The organism is Solibacillus palustris (assembly GCF_022549215.1).
Lineage (GTDB): Bacteria > Bacillota > Bacilli > Bacillales_A > Planococcaceae > Solibacillus > Solibacillus daqui.
Map to the genome: position 1 here is coordinate 799304 of NZ_JAKZFC010000001.1, position 19109 is coordinate 818412.

Below are 19109 nucleotides of genomic sequence, written 5' to 3' on the forward strand. Positions count from 1 at the left end.
CCAACTGTATATATACAGTGTATACAGTTTTGTGGCAATTGTCCACGAAAAATCTGAAAATTCAACTTTCACGCTTATAGGCGAAGGCGCATATAGTATTGGTAGCTCATATAAAGGAGGAGAAGGATGCTGTTGTCAGAGCTTGCAGAAAAGGAATTAATCGAAATGAATAATGGTGTGCGCTATGGCTTTTTAGCGGAGACAGAATGTATATTTGATGCAAAAACAGGGAAAATCATCGGTTTTGAAATGCCTGCGCAAATGGTAAAAATGCCGTTTCAAAAAAAGAAAGGCGGAATGGTGAAGTACATTCCGTGGGAGGAAATCCGACTTATAGGAGAAGACCGAATCTTATTTCATAAAACAACATCAACGTTAAAGCAGATTGAACGATGACGGAGCGCTGGCTTGTTATTGGGACCGATGAACGGATGAAGTATTTAGCGAAACAGTTAACAAATGATTCGCGTACAGTGTATTACAAAAATCGTGATGCATGGGACGCGGAGCTAAATAAAACGGCATTAGAATTCCATCCAACCCATGTTGTGCTACCTATTCAATCACTTCAGTTAAAGGTCGATCAACTTGCGGGAATTAGTCAGGCGCAGATTTTTGCAGGGAGATTGACAGATGTATGGTATGAGGTATTAAAAAATAAAGAGCTCTATTTTTACTTGCAAGATGAAACGTTTATTTGGAAAAATGCAGCACTCACTGCTGAAGGTTTGTTAGCACATCTTTATGCAGAAAAGTTCAGTGTACAGCACAAAAAAGTACTCATTACTGGCTTTGGTCGTGTGGGCAAGATGCTTGCGTTGTTTTTTAATCGTTTGCATGCGCAGGTCATTATTGCAGTTCGTTCTAAGGCACAGCAAGCAGAGGCGATTGCATATGGTTATGAAGGAATCGAACTTAACCAAACCATGCCAAAAACAGATTTGATGATTAATACCATTCCAACAAAGTGGTTGAATGAAACGTATCAGCCACTATTGAGCTGTCCAATATATGATGTCGCGTCTGCACCGGGTTGTTTAGATGAGCTGAAATTATCGCAATATGAATTACTGCCAGCATTGCCTGGGAAATTTTTTCCGCATGCTGCTGCAAATGTAATGTGTGAGACGGTTTTACGTTTAAGAAAGGAGCACATCAATGCTTGAAGGAAAACGAATCGGATTAGGTATCACGGCATCGCATTGTACGTATGAAGATGTAGTACCGAAAATTACAGATTTACGAAATGCGGGAGCAACGGTTGTACCAATTATTACACCTTCAGTTTTACATGCCGCAACACGTTTTGGAACAGGTGAAGAATGGATTGAAAAAATAGAAGCGCTTGCCGGGGAAAAAGTGGTAAGCTCTATCGCTGAAGCAGAGCCATTCGGACCGAAAAATCCACTTGATTGTATGGTTATTGCTCCGTTAACGGGGAATTCCCTAAGTAAATTTGCCAACGCTTCAACTGATAGTGCAGTATTAATGGCTGCTAAGGCTACACTTCGTAATGGTTCACCTGTTGTCCTCGGTATTTCTACAAATGATGCACTTGGATTAAACGGTATGAATTTAATGAAATTAATGAATGCCAAAAACATTTTCTTTATTCCATTCGGTCAAGATGATCCAATAAAAAAACCTACGTCCTGTATATCAGACTTCACGAAAATGCTCGAAACTGTCGCATATACGCTCGCTCATAAAAAACAAATACAACCTATATTTATACAATATTTTAAATAGTCAAATATTGTAGCACAATTCAAATAATTTATGTTACAATATCCAACATTATATACATACCGATTATTTATAGGAGAGATGAGACATGACGAAAAAATTAAATGTTGCAGTAGTTGGTGCAACAGGAGCAGTAGGATCAAAAATGATGGAGAAGTTAGTGGAGCGTAATTTCCCAATCGAGACAATCAAATTTTTAGCCTCGGCTCGTTCTGCAGGTAAAACAATTGAATTTAATGGAACACAGTATAAAATCGAAGAAGCAACACCAGAAAGCTTTGAAGGTGTAGATGTAGCATTATTCTCTGCTGGAGGCTCAGTGTCTGAGGTATTAGCGCCAGAAGCAGCAAAACGTGGGGCAATCGTTATTGATAACACTAGTCACTTCCGTATGGACCCAGAAGTACCACTTGTTGTACCAGAAGTAAACCGCCATGTTTTAAAAACAATTCCTAAAGGGATTATTGCTAATCCAAACTGTTCAACAATCCAAATGGTAGCAGCCCTTCAACCAATTCGTGAAAAATTTGGTTTAACAAAAATTATCGTCTCTACTTACCAAGCCGTTTCAGGTTCAGGTATTGCAGCGATTGAAGAATTACGCGAGCAAAGCGCACAGTGGGAAGCAGGCAAGAATGTAGAAGCAAACGTATTACCAGTTAAATCAGATGTAAAGCATTATCCAATCGCACGTAACGTTATTCCGCAAATTGACAAATTCACAGATAATGGCTTTACGTATGAGGAAATGAAAATGATTAACGAAACGAAGAAAATTATGGAAGCACCCGGCATGAAAGTAGCAGCTACATGTGTACGTGTACCCGTAGTTTCAGGTCACTCAGAATCTGTATATATCGAGGTAGAGCAAGAAACAACAGTACAAGAAATTTTTGAAGTCTTAAAAGCTGCACCAGGTATTACATTGCAAGATGACATTACACAACAGCTTTATCCGATGCCAATTTTTGCAGAAAACGAAGAAGCAACATTTGTAGGTCGTATTCGCCAAGATTTAGATAACAAAAAAGGCTTCCACTTATGGATCGTATCTGACAATTTACTAAAGGGTGCTGCACTAAATTCTATTCAAATAGCAGAAGCTTTGTTAGAGGATAACATACTATAAGAGGGGGATTTACGAATGGATTTCGGACGAATTGGTACAGCGATGATTACGCCATTTAAAAAAGATGGTACCATTAATTATCCTGAACTTGAGCGTATTATTAATCATTTAATTGAAAATGGAACAGATTGCATTGTCGCATGTGGTACAACTTCAGAAAACCCGACAATGTCAACGGAAGAAAAAATTGAAATAGTACGTTTCACAGTTGAAAAAGCAGCAGGTCGTGTGCCAGTTATTGCGGGAACAGGGGATAACGAAACGGCATATTCGATTATGATGACACATAAAGCAGAAGAAAACGGTGCAAATGGTATTATGCTTGTAACCCCATACTACAATAAGCCTAACCAACGCGGTATGTATGCCCACTTTGAAACAATCGCAAAAGAAACGCAACTGCCAGTCATGCTATATAATGTACCAGGTCGTACAGGCGCCAATATTTTAGCTGACACGACAATATCATTAAGCCGTGATGTTGAAAATATTACATGTATTAAAGAAGCGAGCGGTAACTTAGACCAAATGGGTGACATTATCGAAAACGTTGAGCCAGACTTTTACGTATATTCTGGTGATGACGGCTTAACCTTACCGTTACTTGCGATTGGTGGTCGCGGTATAATCTCGGTGGCCTCACATGTAGTCGGAAAAGATATGCAGCAAATGATTCGAGCGTTTGAGGAAGGTCGTCATCAGGAGGCGGCTCAAATTCACCGAGCGTTATTACCACTTGTCCGTGCGCTATTTGCACAGCCAAATCCATCGCCAATTAAATATGCGATGACAAAGCTAGGCTTTGATACTTTAGATGTACGCATGCCGATGATGGAAATGCTTCCAGAAGAAAAAGAAGCATTTGACGTGATTTGGGATACGTATCAAGCAAAAGCCGATAAATTCCGTGCCTTACAAAACAGTTAACACGAAAAATCACCAACTTCTTAATGGAGTTGGTGTTTTTTGCCTCTATTATCAGTTTTGTTCGAAAATGTAGTACATAAATTATAAAGCTCAATAAATAGATAAATAACATTTTTTTATTTGTACTAACACCATTTCCACCGTATAATGAATTTTAAGTGGTTGCTGTTCGGAACATTTTAGGAGGAAACAAAGTGACAAAGACAAAAAACGAATTAATCCGTGTCATCCCGCTTGGCGGCGTTGGCGAAATCGGAAAATCAATGTATGTAATTGAAATCGACGAAGAGCTTTTCGTAGTAGACAGTGGGTTAATGTTCCCAGAGGACGAAATGCTTGGAATTGATATCGTCATTCCAGATATTACGTATCTAGAAGAAAATAAAGAACGTGTAAAAGGGATTTTCTTAACGCACGGACACGAAGACGCAATTGGTTCGATCGCGTATGTGTTAAGAAAAGTAAAAGCACCTGTTTACGGCTCAAAATTATCAATAGCACTAGCAAAAGAGCATTTGAAAGAATTACCAGCACCTTACCAAGTGAAGTTCTTCGAGGTAACGAGTAATAGTCGCATGAACTTCAATTCAACGTATGTAACGTTTTTCCATACAACTCACAGTATTCCGGATTCACTAGGGATTGTGTTCCATACGTCTGAAGGGGCAATCGTTCACACAGGTGAATTTAAATTTGACCAAGCTGCTAAAGGCAAATTCAAGCCGGACTTAGCAAAAATGGCGATGGTAGGAGAAGAAGGTGTATTTATGCTTCTTTCAGAGTCGATTGAAGCAGAACGCCCAGGCTATACAACGAGTGAAGCAGTCATCGCAGAGGAGTTACAAAAAACATTTCATTCTGCGCCAGGCCGTATTATTGTAGCACTTTATGCATCAAACTTTATTCGCATTCAACAAATATTCACACAAGCAGCCGAGTCTTATCGTAAAGTAGCGGTAGTTGGAAAATCATTAGAGAAAATTGTTGATATTGGTGTGAATTTAGGCTATTTAGAAGTCGATGAAGATACAATTATTCCAGTAAACGAAATCAGCAAATACGAAGACGATGAAATAATTATTATGGCAACAGGTAACAAAGGTGAACCACTTGATGCGCTAGACAAAATCGTGCGCAAACACCACCGTGATGTCAAAATTAAAAATACAGATACCGTATTAATTACTTTCACGCCATCACCATCGATGGAAGTGCAAATGTATAACACTATGAACCAATTAGCAAAAGCCGGTGCAAATGTCTTAACATCTAACAAAAAAGTACATGTATCGGGGCATGGTAGCGCAGAAGATTTAAAATTAATGTTAAACTTCATGAAACCAAAGTATTTTGTACCGATTCAAGGTGAATACCGCATGTTAATTGCGCACTCAAAATTAGCACAAGAAATAGGGCTACAAAAATCACAGATTTTCATCGCAGATAAAGGCGATATTATAGAATACAAAAGTGGCAAAATGCGCATGACTGGTCGTGTACAAGCTGGTAACGTTTTAATCGACGGAATCGGCGTTGGTGATGTTGGAAATATCGTATTGCGTGATCGTAAATTATTATCACAAGATGGTATTTTTATTGTTGTTGTGACACTTAACCGTGCGCAAAAGAAAATTGCATCAGGTCCAGAAATTTTATCACGTGGTTTCGTTTACGTTCGTGAGTCAGAGCAGCTAATGGAAGAAGCTTCAGACATTGCACGCGAAGTTATCGAAAAATACGTAGGTAAAGAAACATTTGAATGGACAAACATTAAGCAAGAAATTCGTGACACATTAAATCAATATCTATTCCAAAAAACAAAGCGTCGTCCAATGATTATTCCAATTATTATGGAATACTAGGATTAGCGAAAATTGAAAAGGGTTTTCTTACAGCAGTGTGAGAAAGCCTTTTTTGTTACTATGAAAGCAACAAAGAAGTAGGTGAATGAACTATTGGAACGAAAATCAAAATCAGGAAAAGCGAAAGCAAAAACAAAACAAAAAAACAAGCCCACATTAAAGGCAAATAGTAAAAAAGAGCTTCATCCGCTCGCATATGAAATTATCGGTATAGTCTTAATCGCACTGGCCTTAATTGAGTTTTTGGAATTTGGACTAGTCGGTAGATGGATGCATTCGATTGCGATGTTCATCTTTGGTAATCTGCATTTTATTGTGCCGTTATTATGTTTTATCATTTCGGGTATGTTAATGGTCAAACGTCGTGGCGTAGCATTTAAAACACGTATCATTTATGGTGTGTTATTTGTTGGCATGAGTTTAACAATTTTTAGTCATAGTATGTTATTTGAACAGTTGCATAATACGAATGGTTTATTATCGAATTCGGTGTTAAAGGAAACGTGGCGAATTTTAATTAGCACAGATGGAATCGTCAATCGCAGTAATGCGTTGGGTGGCGGTATGATTGGTGGCTTATTATTTAGTATTTTGCACGTGTTATTCGACGCGGGTGGTGCAAAAATTGCTGCCTTTGTGTTGTTTGTAATAGGCGTGATTTTAATTACAGGAAAAGCACTTGTACCCTTTTTAGTTGAAAAAGCACCTTCAGTAAAAGGAAAAATAAAATTACCAAAGCGTCGTGCCAAAGTAGAACAGCCACAGGAAACTAAGAAACGTGCGCGTCGTCCGCAGCAAGAAATCGAGGAAGATCAATTCGAACAAAATTATGAAGAAATCGTAATCACGGCGGCAAATCATGAGCCCGCAATTGTGTCGAATTTTACTGAAGAAAAGCTGTCACCACAAGTAATAAAGTTAGAAGAAGTAGAAGTTGAAGTAGATGTAACGCCGCTTGTTCAGGAACCTCCTAAAGCTCAGCAGTCATATAAATTACCGTCTATTCAACTATTAAATGCGCCACCGCAACATGATCAAAGTGGAGAGTATTCCATCATTCAGATGAATGCCAAAAAGCTTGAACAAACTTTTGCAAGCTTCGGTGTAAAGGCCAAAGTGACACAGGCTCATTTAGGACCGGCTGTTACGAAATACGAGGTGATGCCAGATACGGGAGTTAAGGTTAGCAAAATTGTGGGCTTGCAGGATGATTTAGCATTGGCACTAGCCGCAAAGGATATTCGAATTGAAGCGCCAATTCCAGGGAAATCGGCAGTAGGAATTGAAGTGCCCAATAGTGAAATTGCAATGGTAACATTACGTGAAGTAATCGAATCCAATGAAATAGTAAAGCCTGATTCGAAACTGTTTGTCAGTTTAGGTCGAGATGTAACAGGGCAAGCGATTTCAGCAGAGCTAAACAGAATGCCGCACTTATTAGTTGCTGGCTCGACAGGTAGTGGTAAAAGTGTATGTATTAATGGCATTATTGTGTCACTTTTAATGCGTGCTACACCGAGTGAAGTTCGCCTAATGATGATTGACCCGAAAATGGTAGAATTAAGTGTATATAACGGAATTCCTCACTTGTTAGCGCCTGTTGTAACGGATGCTAGAAAAGCTTCACAAGCTTTACAAAAGGTAGTAGCTGAAATGGAACGTCGCTATGATCTCTTCTCGATGTCAGGTACACGAAATATTGAAGGTTATAATGCTTACATTATCCGTCATAATATGGAAACAGGAGAGGAACAACCGAAGCTACCGTTCATCGTCGTGATTGTCGATGAGTTAGCGGATTTAATGATGGTTGCCTCACATGAGGTGGAAGATGCGATTACACGATTAGCGCAAATGGCACGTGCTGCAGGGATTCATTTAATTATTGCCACACAGCGACCATCTGTTGACGTCATTACTGGTATTATTAAAGCGAATATTCCATCACGAATTGCCTTTGCGGTATCATCAGCAGTCGATTCACGTACAATATTAGATATGGGCGGTGCGGAACGCTTATTAGGGCGTGGCGATATGCTGTATTTACCGGCTGGTGCATCAAAACCAGTTCGTGTACAAGGTGCGTTTGTAAGTGACCAAGAAGTGGAAAAGGTAATTGACAGTGTAATAGAGCAGCAAAAAGCACAATACGAAGAGGCAATGATTCCAACTGATGAACCAGTAGCAAATGAATTAGATGACACGGATGAGCTTTATGATGAAGCCGTACAACTTGTAGTAGAAATGCAAACTGCTTCGGTGTCATTATTGCAGCGTCGATTCCGTATAGGCTATTCTCGTGCTGCACGAATCGTTGATCAAATGGAAGCGCGCGGAGTTGTCGGACCACCTGAAGGAAGTAAACCAAGACAAGTATTAGGAAATCGTTATAGTTAAGCGAAAATTTAAAAAAATAATTTTCAGAAATGAATTATTTTTGTAGTTTTTCAAATAATTTCGCTCTATATTTCATTTAACATGACACATTATTAGAAATATGTTTTCTTTTTGTGTTTAAAGTGTTATATTATTTACGAATTAGTAGGAATGTTGTACATCAGATGTCTGATCTCTATGTTATGGTGGTGATATTAAGTGTCCATTAAAGCTGATCATCGTCATTTATACCTGCAAGTAATTGATCGTTTAAAGTCAGATATTGAAAAAGGGACTTATCGTGAAAACGAAAAATTACCTTCTGAGTTTGAATTATCAAAGACACTAGGTGTAAGTCGTGCAACGCTTCGTGAAGCACTTCGACTATTGGAAGAAGAAAACATCATCGTGCGTCGTCATGGTGTGGGCACATTTGTAAATCCAAAACCGTTGTTTACATCTGGGATTGAGCATTTATCGAGTGTGTCTTCTATGATTGAAAATGCCGGCATGCGACCTGGTACGATTTTTATTAGTGCCAAGGAAGAAAAGGCAACAGAAGATGATGTGGAACGTTTCCAAACTGACATTGATGACAATGTTATAACGATTGAACGTGTAAGAACGGCAGATAATGAGCCGGTAGTTTACTGTGTGGACAGGGTGCCAGCGAATCTTTTGCCAAGTGAATTTTTAAACAATCAAAATGTTTCGATTTTTTCGGCTTTAGAGCAAACGGGCAATATTCGTGTTGCTTATGCAGTCACTTATATTGATCCGGTGGGCTTCCATGACGAAGTATCTCCAATTTTGAAATGTGGTCCAGAAACCGCTCTACTTGTTTTGAAACAGCTACATTACGATGAAAATGATCGTGTAGTTCTTTATTCGAAAAATTATTTCAGAGCTGATAAATTCAGCTTCCATGTAGTACGTAAACGGGTGTAGAACAAATTTTTTAATTATTCCTGCTAATTTCATCAATCAACTACCTTTGAGGGGGACTCATTAATGGAAAAGCGTAAATTTGGTTTATTAATTTCTTCTGTAGTAGCAACTGGTGCTATCTTAGCTGCATGTGGTAGCGACGAAGCTAAAGAAAAAGACACAAACACAGGCTCTGGTAACGAAGGTGATAATTTCTCAGTAGCCATGGTAACAGATGTTGGTGGTGTTGATGACAAATCATTCAACCAATCAGCTTGGGAAGGCGTTCAAAAATTTGGCGCTGACAATGGTTTATCTAAAGGTGATGGCGGCTTCGATTATTTACAATCTCAATCAGATGCTGACTACAATACAAACTTAAACAACTTATTACGTCGTGACTTCGATTTAGTATTCGGTGTTGGTTTCATGATGGGTGACGCGATCACTGAAGTAGCAACTGAAAATCCAGATGCTCAAATCGCACTTATTGACGCTGAAGTAGATGCGCCAAACGTAGCAAGCATTCTATTTAAAGAGCAAGAAGGCGCATTCTTAGCTGGTGTAGTTGCTGCTGAAATGTCTAAGTCAGGTAAAATTGGTTTCGTAGGTGGCGTTGATATCCCAGTTATCAACCGTTTCCATGCTGGTTTCGTTCAAGGTGCTAAAGCAGTAAACCCTGACATCGAAATCCAAGTAAACTACACAGAAGCATTTGATGACGCTTCTAAAGGTAAAATCGCTGCAAACTCTATGTACTCTTCAGGCGTAGATATTATCTTCCACGCTGCTGGTGGTACTGGTAACGGTGTATTCTCTGAAGCAAAAGAACGTAAAGCAAAAGACCCTAACGCTAACGTATGGGTAATCGGTGTAGACGCTGACCAATACGCTGAAGGACAAGTTGATGGTTCAACAAACATCACATTAACTTCTATGTTAAAAGGTGTTAACAACGCAGTAGTAGATATCTCTACTAAAGCGAAAGAAGGTAACTTCCCTGGTGGTAAAACAACTGTTTACGGTTTAGCTGAAGATGGTGTTGGCTTAGCAGATTCTCGTGGCGCAATTCCACAAGAAATTTTAGATGATGTAGAAGATTACAAACAAAAAATTTCTTCTGGCGAAATTAAAGTTTCTGAAGAAAAACCTAAAGAATAGTTCGTTTATTATTGGAGGAAATCATCATAGGTGGCAAAGGTCGCCTATGATGATTTTGTGATTTAAAGGACAATTCGAAAAATTCTGATAAACATAATCGTAGGGTTTAGAAAGATGTTTATTTGATTGATAGATAAATGAAAGCGTTCTATTTAGAAGTGTAATATAAAGGGAATTTTCAATCTTTATCGAATACTATAAAATTGATAGATGAAAGATTTTCCTGGAAAATCTTTCATGTGTTAATTTTAAACTAATACTAATTTTAATTTTAAATAGCCTAAAGGAGTGAATTGAGTGGAACATGTGATTGAGATGCTTGGAATCCGAAAAGAATTCGGAAACTTTGTAGCAAATAACAATATCACCCTCCAATTAAAAAAAGGCGAAATTCATGCACTGTTAGGAGAAAACGGTGCAGGTAAGTCGACTTTAATGAATGTGCTTTTCGGTCTTTACCAACCAGAAGCAGGTGAAATAAAAGTACGTGGGAAAGTAGAAAAAATTACAGACCCAAACAAAGCGAATGATTTAGGAATCGGGATGGTTCACCAACACTTCATGTTAGTGGAAAACTTCACGGTTACAGAAAACATCATTTTAGGTAGTGAGCCGACAAAATTAGGTTCTATCAATATTAAAGATGCAGCAAAGAAAATTGCTGATTTATCGAAGCAATACAATTTAGATGTAGACCCTTACGCAAAAATTGAAGATATTTCTGTTGGAATGCAGCAACGTGTAGAAATTTTGAAAACGTTGTACCGTGGTGCAGAAATATTAATTTTCGATGAACCAACAGCATCACTAACGCCTCAAGAAATTACAGAATTAATGGCGATTTTAAAGCTTCTTATTAAAGAAGGTAAGTCAATCATCATTATTACACACAAATTAAAAGAAATTATGGAAGCATCAGACCGCGTTACGATTATTCGTAAAGGTGAAGGGATTGGTACAGTTGTTACAGCTGAAACGAATCCAGATCAGCTAGCTGAATTAATGGTTGGACGTCAAGTGGAGTTCAAAACAGAAAAGACCGAAGCACATCCTACTGAAGAAGTACTTTCAGTTGAAAACTTAGTTGTAACGGATTACCGTAATATTGAGAAGGTAAAAGGCTTAAATTTATCAGTGCGCCGTGGTGAAATTGTGGGTATCGCAGGGATTGATGGAAATGGTCAATCTGAATTGATCGAAGCAATTACAGGACTTCGTAAAATTAAGAGCGGTAAAGTGACGCTAAACGGTAAAGAAATTACAGGCTTAAAGCCACGTGAAATTACTGAAACAGGTTTGGGGCATATCCCACAAGACCGTCATAAGCACGGACTTGTACTGGATTTCCCGATTGGTCATAATATTGCACTGCAAACTTATTACAAAGAACCAATTTCAAAAGGCTTTGTAATGAACTATAAAAAAATTAACGAAAAAGCACGTCAAGTGATTGAAGAGTTCGACGTTCGTACGGGCCAAGGTGAAATGACGCCAGCCCGTGCACTTTCTGGTGGTAACCAACAAAAGGCGATTATTGGTCGTGAGGTTGATCGAGACCCGGATTTATTAATTGCGGCACTTCCTACACGTGGTCTTGATGTTGGTGCGATTGAATTTATTCATTCACGCTTAATCGAACAACGTGATAAAGGAAAAGCGGTATTACTAATTTCGTTTGAGTTGGATGAAGTTATGAATGTTTCCGACAAAATTGCTGTTATTTATGATGGAACAATTATTGATACAGTCTATCCAAAAGAAACAACTGAACAAGAGCTAGGTCTATTAATGGCCGGCGAAAAGCGTAAGGCGAAGGAGGGGAACGAATAATGTCTAATCGTACAATCAATATTCTCGTTCCTGTTATTTCTGTTATTTTAGGTTTATTAGTTGGTGGCATCATCATGGTTGTCAGTGGCTATAATGCCGTAGACGGATACATTGCGCTGTGGAACGGGATTTTTGGTGATGCGTATTCAATAGGAAATACAATTCGTCAAATTACACCTTATATTTTATCAGGACTTGCGGTAGCATTTGCGTTCCGTACAGGGCTATTTAATATCGGGGTAGAAGGTCAGCTATTAATGGGATGGGTAGCAGCGGCATATGTTGGTTATGCAATTGAAGGATTACCTCGTATTATCCACTTACCATTGGCTTTACTTGCAGCGGCAGCAGCGGGTGCTTTCTGGGCATTTATTGTTGGTTATTTAAAGGCCAAGCTTCATGTTCATGAAGTAATTGCTTCTATCATGTTAAACTATACAGCACTTTATGTTACAAATGCAGTCATTAGATCATTATCAGACGGTGGCTTTAAAACACCAACTGTTTTAGAATCGGCAACTTTACGTAATCAATGGCTACGTGAGTTTACAGATAACTCTAGTATGCACTTAGGGATTATTGTTGCCATTTTAATGGTATTTATTATGTGGTTCTTACTTGAAAAAACAACACGTGGTTACGAACTAAAGGCAGTAGGTTTTAACAAAAATGCAGCTGAATATGCAGGGATGAATGTAAAGAAAAACATCATTTTAGCAATGACAATTTCAGGTGTTTTTGCAGGTCTTGCTGGTGCGATGGAAGCGCTTGGTACATACCAAAACGCTTCGATTAAAGCAGCGCAATCTGGCATTGGTTTTGACGGGATCGCAGTAGCGTTACTTGGTGCCAATAACCCAATTGGTGTATTCTTCGGGGCATCATTATTTGGTTCTTTAAAATATGGGGCATTAAATATGCCAAACGCTGCTGGAATTCCAGAAGAAATCGTGTCAATTATTATTGCTGTAATTATTATATTCGTAGCTTCTGGCTATATTTTACGCGTTGGTTTAGAGAAATTCGGAAAGAAAAAGGAGGGCAAGTAACATGAGCTTTTTAGAGGTGTTATACTTTGTTGTCCCTTCTGCTCTACTTTATGCAACACCACTTATTTTTACAGGTATAGGAGCATTATTTTCTGAGCGTGCTGGGGTAATTGGTCTCGGTGTTGAAGGTTTAATGGTTGTTGGTGCGTTTACAGGGATTTATGTAAACTTAGAATTTTACGATCAATTTGGTAAAGCGGTTATTTGGGTCGCATTACTTGCAGCTTTAGTAGCAGGTGCCATATTCTCTTTAATCATCGCTATAGCGGCAGTAACATTCCGCGCAGACCAAACTGTTACAGGGGTAGCGTCCAATTTGTTAGCCGCTGCGATTACAGTATTCTTAGTAAAATTAATTTATGATAAAGGCCAAACGGATATGATTCAGGCACCGATTCGTCGTTTTGAAGTGCCATATTTATCAGATATACCGTTCTTTGGTAAGCTACTATTCCATGATGTATATGCAACAACGATTATCGCGTTAATCGTAGCAATTGGTGCTTGGTACATTTTATACAAAACGCCATTTGGTTTACGTATTCGTGCAGTTGGGGAACATCCAATGGCAGCAGATACGATGGGGATTAACGTAGCAAAAATGCGTTATATCGGTGTTATGATTTCAGGTGCATTAGCGGCAGTTGGTGGTGCGTCATTAGCAATGACTGTATCAGGCGACTTCTCAGCTTCAACAATTGCGGGGCAAGGGTTCATTGCCATCGCAGCGATGATCTTTGGTAAATGGCATCCACTTGGTACATTAGGTGCCGCACTATTCTTCGGTTTAGCGCAAACACTAAGTATCGCAGGTGGAAATATTCCACTCATCCAGGACATCCCACCAGTAATTCTACAAATTTTACCGTATATATTAACGATTCTTGCATTAGCAGGCTTCATCGGTAAAGCAGTAGCACCAAAAGCGTCAGGTATACCTTACATTAAAGGTAAGCGATAAAATGAATTTCAAGCCTCTGTACAATTTCATTGTACAGAGGTTTTTTGCATTGGTTGCGGAGTTAATGCTCATATGTGCGAAATAGTGAGAGATGTGCACGAGTTTATGTCAAGCGTGGATACGTGCGATTTTTCATGAATTATGTGCGCTTTTTTGAATATGCGTGCGAAATCACCAGGCTTACGTGCGAATTTAAAAAAATACGTGCGAATACCCAAAAAACACCACTCCGCGCAATCCCAATCTCCAGCAACCAAACCGCTAGAAAAGCAATTTTCACTACGGAGAATATTTATTGTCCAAATCGCCATACTAAAACGAAAAACAGATGAATTTCATGGATTTCTTGCCGGTTTCGACAACTTTTGGATAATAATTTTGCACAAAGCGATACAACACATGTATAGTAGAAGAAGAATGATTTTATTAGGTAGTCAGGAGGAGTTTTTTTGTTTTTAACGACTGAAATTGCGAAAGGTGTTTCGCTTCATATACGACAAACGGCTCAATTTAAAACTATAAATTTTTCAATTAAGTGGAGAGCCCCACTTTCTGAAAAAACAGCATCAGAGCGCACGGTACTTTCAAATGTCTTGCAGCATAGTAACGAAAAATTCCCAACTTCAGCAAGCTACCGTAGCTATTTAGATGATCTATTTGGCACAGTATTATACTTTGATACAACAAAGCGTGGCGCGGAGCATACGCTTTTATTCAATGTGGAAACGGTTAATGACCAGTATTTATCGCACGGTAATGTATTAAATGAAGCAATTGAGTTAATTAATGAAGCAATCTTTAAACCGAATTTTGAAAATGGCCAATTTAAAGAAGCAATTGTAGAACGCGAAAAAAGTATGGTTGTGCAGCGTATTCAATCTATATTTGATGACAAATCACGCTATGCACAAAAGCGTTTAACTGAAATTTTACGTCCTAATTCACCGGCTTCATTTTCAGCGAACGGTACGATTGGCGATGTAAAAGCAATTACACCTGCCTCATTAACAAAAACTTATGAAGAAATGCTAAAAAACGACGTTATCGACATTTATATAGTAGGTGATGTCGATGTAGATGAAATAACAGCCAAAATTAAAAAGGCGTTACCATTTGCAGATCGTGGAAACGTCAACTTACCAAAAGTAATTGCATTTAATGATCAAGTACAACAATATACAAAAGAAACACAAGAAATGAAGCAAGGTAAGCTGCATATCGGATATTCAACACCTGTGCGCTTTGGCGATGAAGATTTTGCGAAAATGCAAATCTTTAACGGTATTTTCGGCGGCTATGCCCATTCGAAAATTTTTATGAATGTGCGTGAAAGGGAAAGCTTAGCGTATTATGCCTCAAGCTCGTATTCTTCACACTATGGTTTACTATTTGTTGTATCAGGCATTGAGCCTACAAATGAAGAAAAAGCGCGCTTAGTAATCGCAGAGCAGTTAACTTCGATTCAAAATGGAGAAATTACCGATCTGGAGTTAGCGCAAACAAAAGCAATGCTTATTAACCAATTAAAAGAAGCATTAGATTCATCACGCGGTCAAATTGAAATTTTTGACCAATATAAAGAGCTGCCAGAGCCATTTACATTAGACACATGGGTTACGCGCTGGTCAAATGTGACAAAACAAGATGTACAAGAAATGGCAAAGCAAATTAAATTACAGGCAACGTATTTCTTATGCGGTAAGGAGGAGTAACACTTGCAAACGATTGAATTTAAACAACTAGAAGAAACCCTTTATTATAAAAAATTAAACAATGGCTTAGACGTTTACATTTTGCCGAAAAAAGGCTTTTCAAAAGCATTTGTAACGTTTACGACAAAGTATGGTTCGACTGATCGTACATTCGTACCTATTGGTGAAACAGAAGCGATTACTGTTCCAGACGGGATTGCGCACTTTTTAGAGCATAAAATGTTCGAAAAAGAAGATGGCGACGTATTCCAAAAATTTAGCGAAGTCGGCGCGCAAGCAAATGCCTTTACGTCATTTACACGAACAGCTTATTTATTTTCGGCAACCGATCATATTAAGAAAAGCACAGAAACCTTATTAAACTTCGTGCAGGAGCCTTATTTCACAGAGGAAACAGTAAACAAAGAGAAGGGCATTATCGGACAGGAAATTACGATGTATGATGATCAACCAGATTGGCGTTTATACTTTGGCGCAATCGAGAACATGTACCACAATCATCCTGTAAAAATCGATATCGCCGGTACAATTGAAACGATAGGTGGCATTACAGCCGAGCATTTATATACATGCTACAACACGTTCTACCACCCATCGAACATGCTGCTATTTGTCATTGGTGCAGTAGACCCAACAGAAATGATGACATTTATCGAAAACAACCAAAACGAAAAAACATTCCCTGAAGCGACACCGTTAAAGCGTCTATTTGATGAAGAACCATCAACAGTAGCGATAAAAGAACGTGAACTTCATATGGATGTCCAAAAACCGAAAGTATATGTAGGATTAAAAGCAAAAGATGTGAATTTAAGCGGCGAGGCGATGCTAAAGCATGAGCTATCTGTACAAATTGCATTAGAATGCCTATTTGGTCGTGCTTCGCAGTTCTACACAGACATTTATGACAACGGCTTAATCGATGAATCATATGGCTATGATTTCTCATTAGAACAGGGCTATGGCTTTGCATTAATCGGTTCTGATACAGAGCAACCAGATAAGTTAATAGAAGTTATTAAAGAAAAATTAGCGCAAGCAGAAAATGACAACGTATTTACAGTAGAAGATGTAGAGCGAATCAAACGTAAAAAAATCGGCTTCTTCTTACGTGCATTAAATTCAATCGAATTTATCGCCAACCAATTTACACGCTATAAATTTAACGATATGAACTTATTTGATGTTGTGCCAATGTTAGAAACACTCACAGTAGAAGATATCGTGCAAGCATTCAAAACTGTACAAGGCGAAGAACAGCAAACCGTATTCACGATTTTACCGGTTAGTCAGCGCAAGGCATAATGAAGAAATTTGCATTAATTTGTGGAGCGTCTGGTGCGATTGGCGAAGCAATTTGTCGTAGTCTCGCACAAGACGGCTGGTCGTTGTATTTGCATTACAACGCGAGTAGAGAAAGGGTACAAGCGTTGTATGCGCAATTAGCGGAAAGTTATCCACAGCAAGAATTTATTCCGGTGCAAGCTGATTTTAGTGCTGAAACAAGTGCAGAACAGCTTGCAGCACAAATTTTTTCATTGCAAGCAATTATATTTGCAAATGGCCATGCGTATTACGGGTTACTTGAAGATACATCAAGTGCTGATATGAACAAACTGTGGTGTGTACATGTTCAAAATCCCATGCGTACTACGGCTCTTTTAGCAAGTAAATTACGAGCTCATAAAGTAAGCTATGTACTTGTCATTGGGTCCATTTGGGGCGATGTTGGCGCGGCAGGAGAGGTTGTGTATTCTGCAGTAAAAGGGGCACAACATAGTTTTGTGAAGGCCTATGCACAAGAGGTAGCCTTTAATGGCATTCGAGTTAATGCAATTGCACCGGGGATTATTGATACAACAATGAATGCAAAATTAGATGCGACTGAACGCGAAGAACTTGAGAGCCAGATTCCACTGCAGGCTTTTGGTGAAGCACGTGATATTGCCAATATGGTCGCATTTTATGTGAGTGGTAAAGCCGATTATGTTACGGGTCAAATTATTCGAGTAAACGGTGGATGGTACATATAATTCCCTCTTCTTGTTCATACTAAGTGTGCGAGAGGAGGGGAAACGTATGGGTATATTGCAAAACTGGGAGCAATGGACAAGTTTTTTAGGGCAGCAAGTAACGGATGCAAAGGATAGTGGCGTACCGAAAAAGATGATCGAAAAAGCAGCAGTTCAAATTGGGGAATACTTAGCAAAAAATGTAGATCCGCAAAATGAACAGGAACGCGTGCTTTCAGATTTATGGGCTGTCGCTGACAAAGATGAAAAGCAAGCGTTAGCGAGTTGTGTTATGAAAATCGTTCAACAAAAACCGACAAATTAACCGAATAGTAAAGAAGGATGTCACTCACAAAATATGTGTGAGTGGCATCTTTTTTAGTGAAGAAAGGAACAAATTTTTACATTCATATCATTAAAATTTCATTTTGCCATTATAATTTTTAGAAATAGCATATTTTTCATTAGAAATTTCTAGAAAACTAACAAAAACAATGTTTTCGAACTTTTCAATAGGTACAAAATCCGCTATGATGGAACTTAGAAGAAATAATTACGTTTCTATTATGAGGGGACAGATAAAAAATGGGCGAATGGTATTTCGAATATGAAATTCAAGTGAATCGACCAGGCTTATTGGGGGATATTTCGTCGTTATTGGGGATGCTGCGCGTAAATATCGTATCCATTAATGGGGTAGATGAAGATCGCCGTGGCATGCTATTATCGACGGACAATGAAGAATCGATACAGCGTTTTATTTCCATCGTTTCGACAATGGAAAACATTAATGTCACTAGATTTCGTCAACCAAAGCTTCGCGATCATTTAGCACTTCGCCATGGCCATTATATTCCACGCGATGCGGATGAAAAAAATACATTCCGCTTTGTTCGAGATGAGCTCGGCATATTAGTTGATTTTATGGCTGAATTATTTAAGAAAGAAGGTCATAAGTTAATAGGGATTCGTGGAATGCCTCGCGTAGGGAAAACCGAATCCATCGTAGCAGCAAGTGTATGTGCCAATAAACGCTGGCTGTTTATATCTTCAACAATGATTAAACAAACTGTTCGTAGCTCACTGATGGGCGACGAATTTAATGGCAATAATATTTTCATTTTAGATGGTGCGGTTACGCGTCGATCGAATGATGAACGTCACCAACAATTAGTACGTGAAATAATGGGGATGCCAATGATTAAAGTAATTGAACATCCGGACCTTTTTGTACAGCATTCATCTTATAAATTAGAGGATTTCGATTATATTATTGAATTGCGCAATCACCCAGACGAAGAAATTACGTACGAAATCATTCAAAAAAATGATGTATTTCCGAATACGAATGATTTAGGGGGTTTCGGGGGATTTAGTTTTTAGTAAATAGCAGATTTTAACGACAATGTTTGTTAAA

General features: G+C 38.6%; 17 protein-coding genes. All 17 read left to right on the forward strand.

Annotation, left to right across the window (positions count from 1 at the left end; genetic code table 11):
- Positions 1 to 126 precede the first annotated feature (126 nt).
- A complete protein-coding gene (locus tag LZ480_RS03720) occupies positions 127 to 396 on the forward strand; it encodes a YlmC/YmxH family sporulation protein (protein WP_241368035.1) in 270 nt (89 codons plus the stop codon).
- Positions 393 to 1166, forward strand: a complete 774-nt coding sequence (locus tag LZ480_RS03725) for an NAD(P)-dependent oxidoreductase (protein WP_241368036.1) — start codon at positions 393 to 395, stop codon at positions 1164 to 1166. The genes LZ480_RS03720 and LZ480_RS03725 overlap by 4 nt, the downstream gene beginning before the upstream one ends.
- Positions 1159 to 1749 (forward strand): dipicolinate synthase subunit B, encoded by a 591-nt coding sequence (locus LZ480_RS03730; RefSeq protein ID WP_241368037.1) that lies wholly within the window; start codon positions 1159 to 1161, stop codon positions 1747 to 1749. The genes LZ480_RS03725 and LZ480_RS03730 overlap by 8 nt, the downstream gene beginning before the upstream one ends.
- An 85-nt stretch (positions 1750 to 1834) precedes the next feature.
- Positions 1835 to 2875, forward strand: a complete 1041-nt coding sequence (locus LZ480_RS03735) for an aspartate-semialdehyde dehydrogenase (protein ID WP_241368038.1) — start codon at positions 1835 to 1837, stop codon at positions 2873 to 2875.
- Positions 2876 to 2890: 15 nt separating this feature from the next.
- Positions 2891 to 3802 carry a 4-hydroxy-tetrahydrodipicolinate synthase gene (gene dapA, locus LZ480_RS03740; protein ID WP_241368039.1) on the forward strand — a complete coding sequence of 304 codons (912 nt, stop codon included), beginning with the start codon at positions 2891 to 2893 and terminating at the stop codon, positions 3800 to 3802.
- Positions 3803 to 3996: 194 nt separating this feature from the next.
- The gene (locus LZ480_RS03745; protein ID WP_241368040.1) at positions 3997 to 5664 is read left to right on the forward strand and encodes a ribonuclease J; all 1668 of its coding nucleotides are present in this window, start codon (positions 3997 to 3999) and stop codon (positions 5662 to 5664) included.
- A 93-nt stretch (positions 5665 to 5757) separates the two neighbouring features.
- Entirely contained in the window at positions 5758 to 8061 is a 2304-nt protein-coding gene (locus LZ480_RS03750; protein WP_255731171.1) for an FtsK/SpoIIIE family DNA translocase, read from the forward strand.
- Between the two features lie 198 nt (positions 8062 to 8259).
- Positions 8260 to 8988, forward strand: coding sequence for a GntR family transcriptional regulator (locus LZ480_RS03755; RefSeq protein ID WP_241368041.1), 729 nt, complete (start codon positions 8260 to 8262; stop codon positions 8986 to 8988).
- A gap of 63 nt (positions 8989 to 9051) precedes the next feature.
- Complete coding sequence (locus LZ480_RS03760) at positions 9052 to 10128, forward strand: BMP family lipoprotein (RefSeq protein WP_241368042.1); 1077 nt, start codon at positions 9052 to 9054, stop codon at positions 10126 to 10128.
- A gap of 297 nt (positions 10129 to 10425) precedes the next feature.
- On the forward strand, positions 10426 to 11958 hold the full coding sequence (locus tag LZ480_RS03765) for an ABC transporter ATP-binding protein (RefSeq protein WP_241368043.1): 1533 nt from the start codon (positions 10426 to 10428) through the stop codon (positions 11956 to 11958).
- Positions 11958 to 13007 carry an ABC transporter permease gene (locus LZ480_RS03770; protein WP_241368044.1) on the forward strand — a complete coding sequence of 350 codons (1050 nt, stop codon included), beginning with the start codon at positions 11958 to 11960 and terminating at the stop codon, positions 13005 to 13007. Before LZ480_RS03765 ends, LZ480_RS03770 begins: the two co-directional genes overlap by 1 nt.
- A 1-nt stretch (position 13008) precedes the next feature.
- Positions 13009 to 13968 (forward strand): ABC transporter permease, encoded by a 960-nt coding sequence (locus LZ480_RS03775; RefSeq protein ID WP_241368045.1) that lies wholly within the window; start codon positions 13009 to 13011, stop codon positions 13966 to 13968.
- Positions 13969 to 14417: 449 nt separating this feature from the next.
- The gene (gene yfmF, locus LZ480_RS03780) at positions 14418 to 15680 is read left to right on the forward strand and encodes an EF-P 5-aminopentanol modification-associated protein YfmF (protein ID WP_241368046.1); all 1263 of its coding nucleotides are present in this window, start codon (positions 14418 to 14420) and stop codon (positions 15678 to 15680) included.
- 3 nt (positions 15681 to 15683) lie between these two features.
- Complete coding sequence (gene yfmH / locus LZ480_RS03785; RefSeq protein ID WP_241368047.1) at positions 15684 to 16985, forward strand: EF-P 5-aminopentanol modification-associated protein YfmH; 1302 nt, start codon at positions 15684 to 15686, stop codon at positions 16983 to 16985.
- Positions 16985 to 17713: an elongation factor P 5-aminopentanone reductase gene (gene ymfI / locus LZ480_RS03790; protein WP_241368048.1), complete on the forward strand. Its 729-nt coding sequence runs from the start codon at positions 16985 to 16987 to the stop codon at positions 17711 to 17713. Before yfmH ends, ymfI begins: the two co-directional genes overlap by 1 nt.
- A 46-nt stretch (positions 17714 to 17759) precedes the next feature.
- Complete coding sequence (locus LZ480_RS03795) at positions 17760 to 18017, forward strand: DUF3243 domain-containing protein (RefSeq protein ID WP_241368049.1); 258 nt, start codon at positions 17760 to 17762, stop codon at positions 18015 to 18017.
- A gap of 260 nt (positions 18018 to 18277) precedes the next feature.
- The gene (locus LZ480_RS03800) at positions 18278 to 19075 is read left to right on the forward strand and encodes a DUF3388 domain-containing protein (RefSeq protein WP_241368050.1); all 798 of its coding nucleotides are present in this window, start codon (positions 18278 to 18280) and stop codon (positions 19073 to 19075) included.
- Positions 19076 to 19109 lie beyond the last annotated feature (34 nt).

What these genes read in the sequence shown, in the direction of transcription:
- LZ480_RS03735 (WP_241368038.1), top strand. Translation starts at nt 1,835, where the DNA reads ATGACGAAAAAATTAAATGTTGCAGTAGTTGGTGCAACAGGAGCAGTA.
- LZ480_RS03770 (WP_241368044.1), top strand. Translation starts at nt 11,958, where the DNA reads ATGTCTAATCGTACAATCAATATTCTCGTTCCTGTTATTTCTGTTATT.
- LZ480_RS03800 (WP_241368050.1), top strand. Translation starts at nt 18,278, where the DNA reads ATGGGCGAATGGTATTTCGAATATGAAATTCAAGTGAATCGACCAGGC.
- ymfI (WP_241368048.1), top strand. Translation starts at nt 16,985, where the DNA reads ATGAAGAAATTTGCATTAATTTGTGGAGCGTCTGGTGCGATTGGCGAA.
- dapA (WP_241368039.1), top strand. Translation starts at nt 2,891, where the DNA reads ATGGATTTCGGACGAATTGGTACAGCGATGATTACGCCATTTAAAAAA.
- LZ480_RS03760 (WP_241368042.1), top strand. Translation starts at nt 9,052, where the DNA reads ATGGAAAAGCGTAAATTTGGTTTATTAATTTCTTCTGTAGTAGCAACT.
- LZ480_RS03720 (WP_241368035.1), top strand. Translation starts at nt 127, where the DNA reads ATGCTGTTGTCAGAGCTTGCAGAAAAGGAATTAATCGAAATGAATAAT.
- LZ480_RS03730 (WP_241368037.1), top strand. Translation starts at nt 1,159, where the DNA reads ATGCTTGAAGGAAAACGAATCGGATTAGGTATCACGGCATCGCATTGT.
- LZ480_RS03775 (WP_241368045.1), top strand. Translation starts at nt 13,009, where the DNA reads ATGAGCTTTTTAGAGGTGTTATACTTTGTTGTCCCTTCTGCTCTACTT.
- LZ480_RS03725 (WP_241368036.1), top strand. Translation starts at nt 393, where the DNA reads ATGACGGAGCGCTGGCTTGTTATTGGGACCGATGAACGGATGAAGTAT.
- LZ480_RS03795 (WP_241368049.1), top strand. Translation starts at nt 17,760, where the DNA reads ATGGGTATATTGCAAAACTGGGAGCAATGGACAAGTTTTTTAGGGCAG.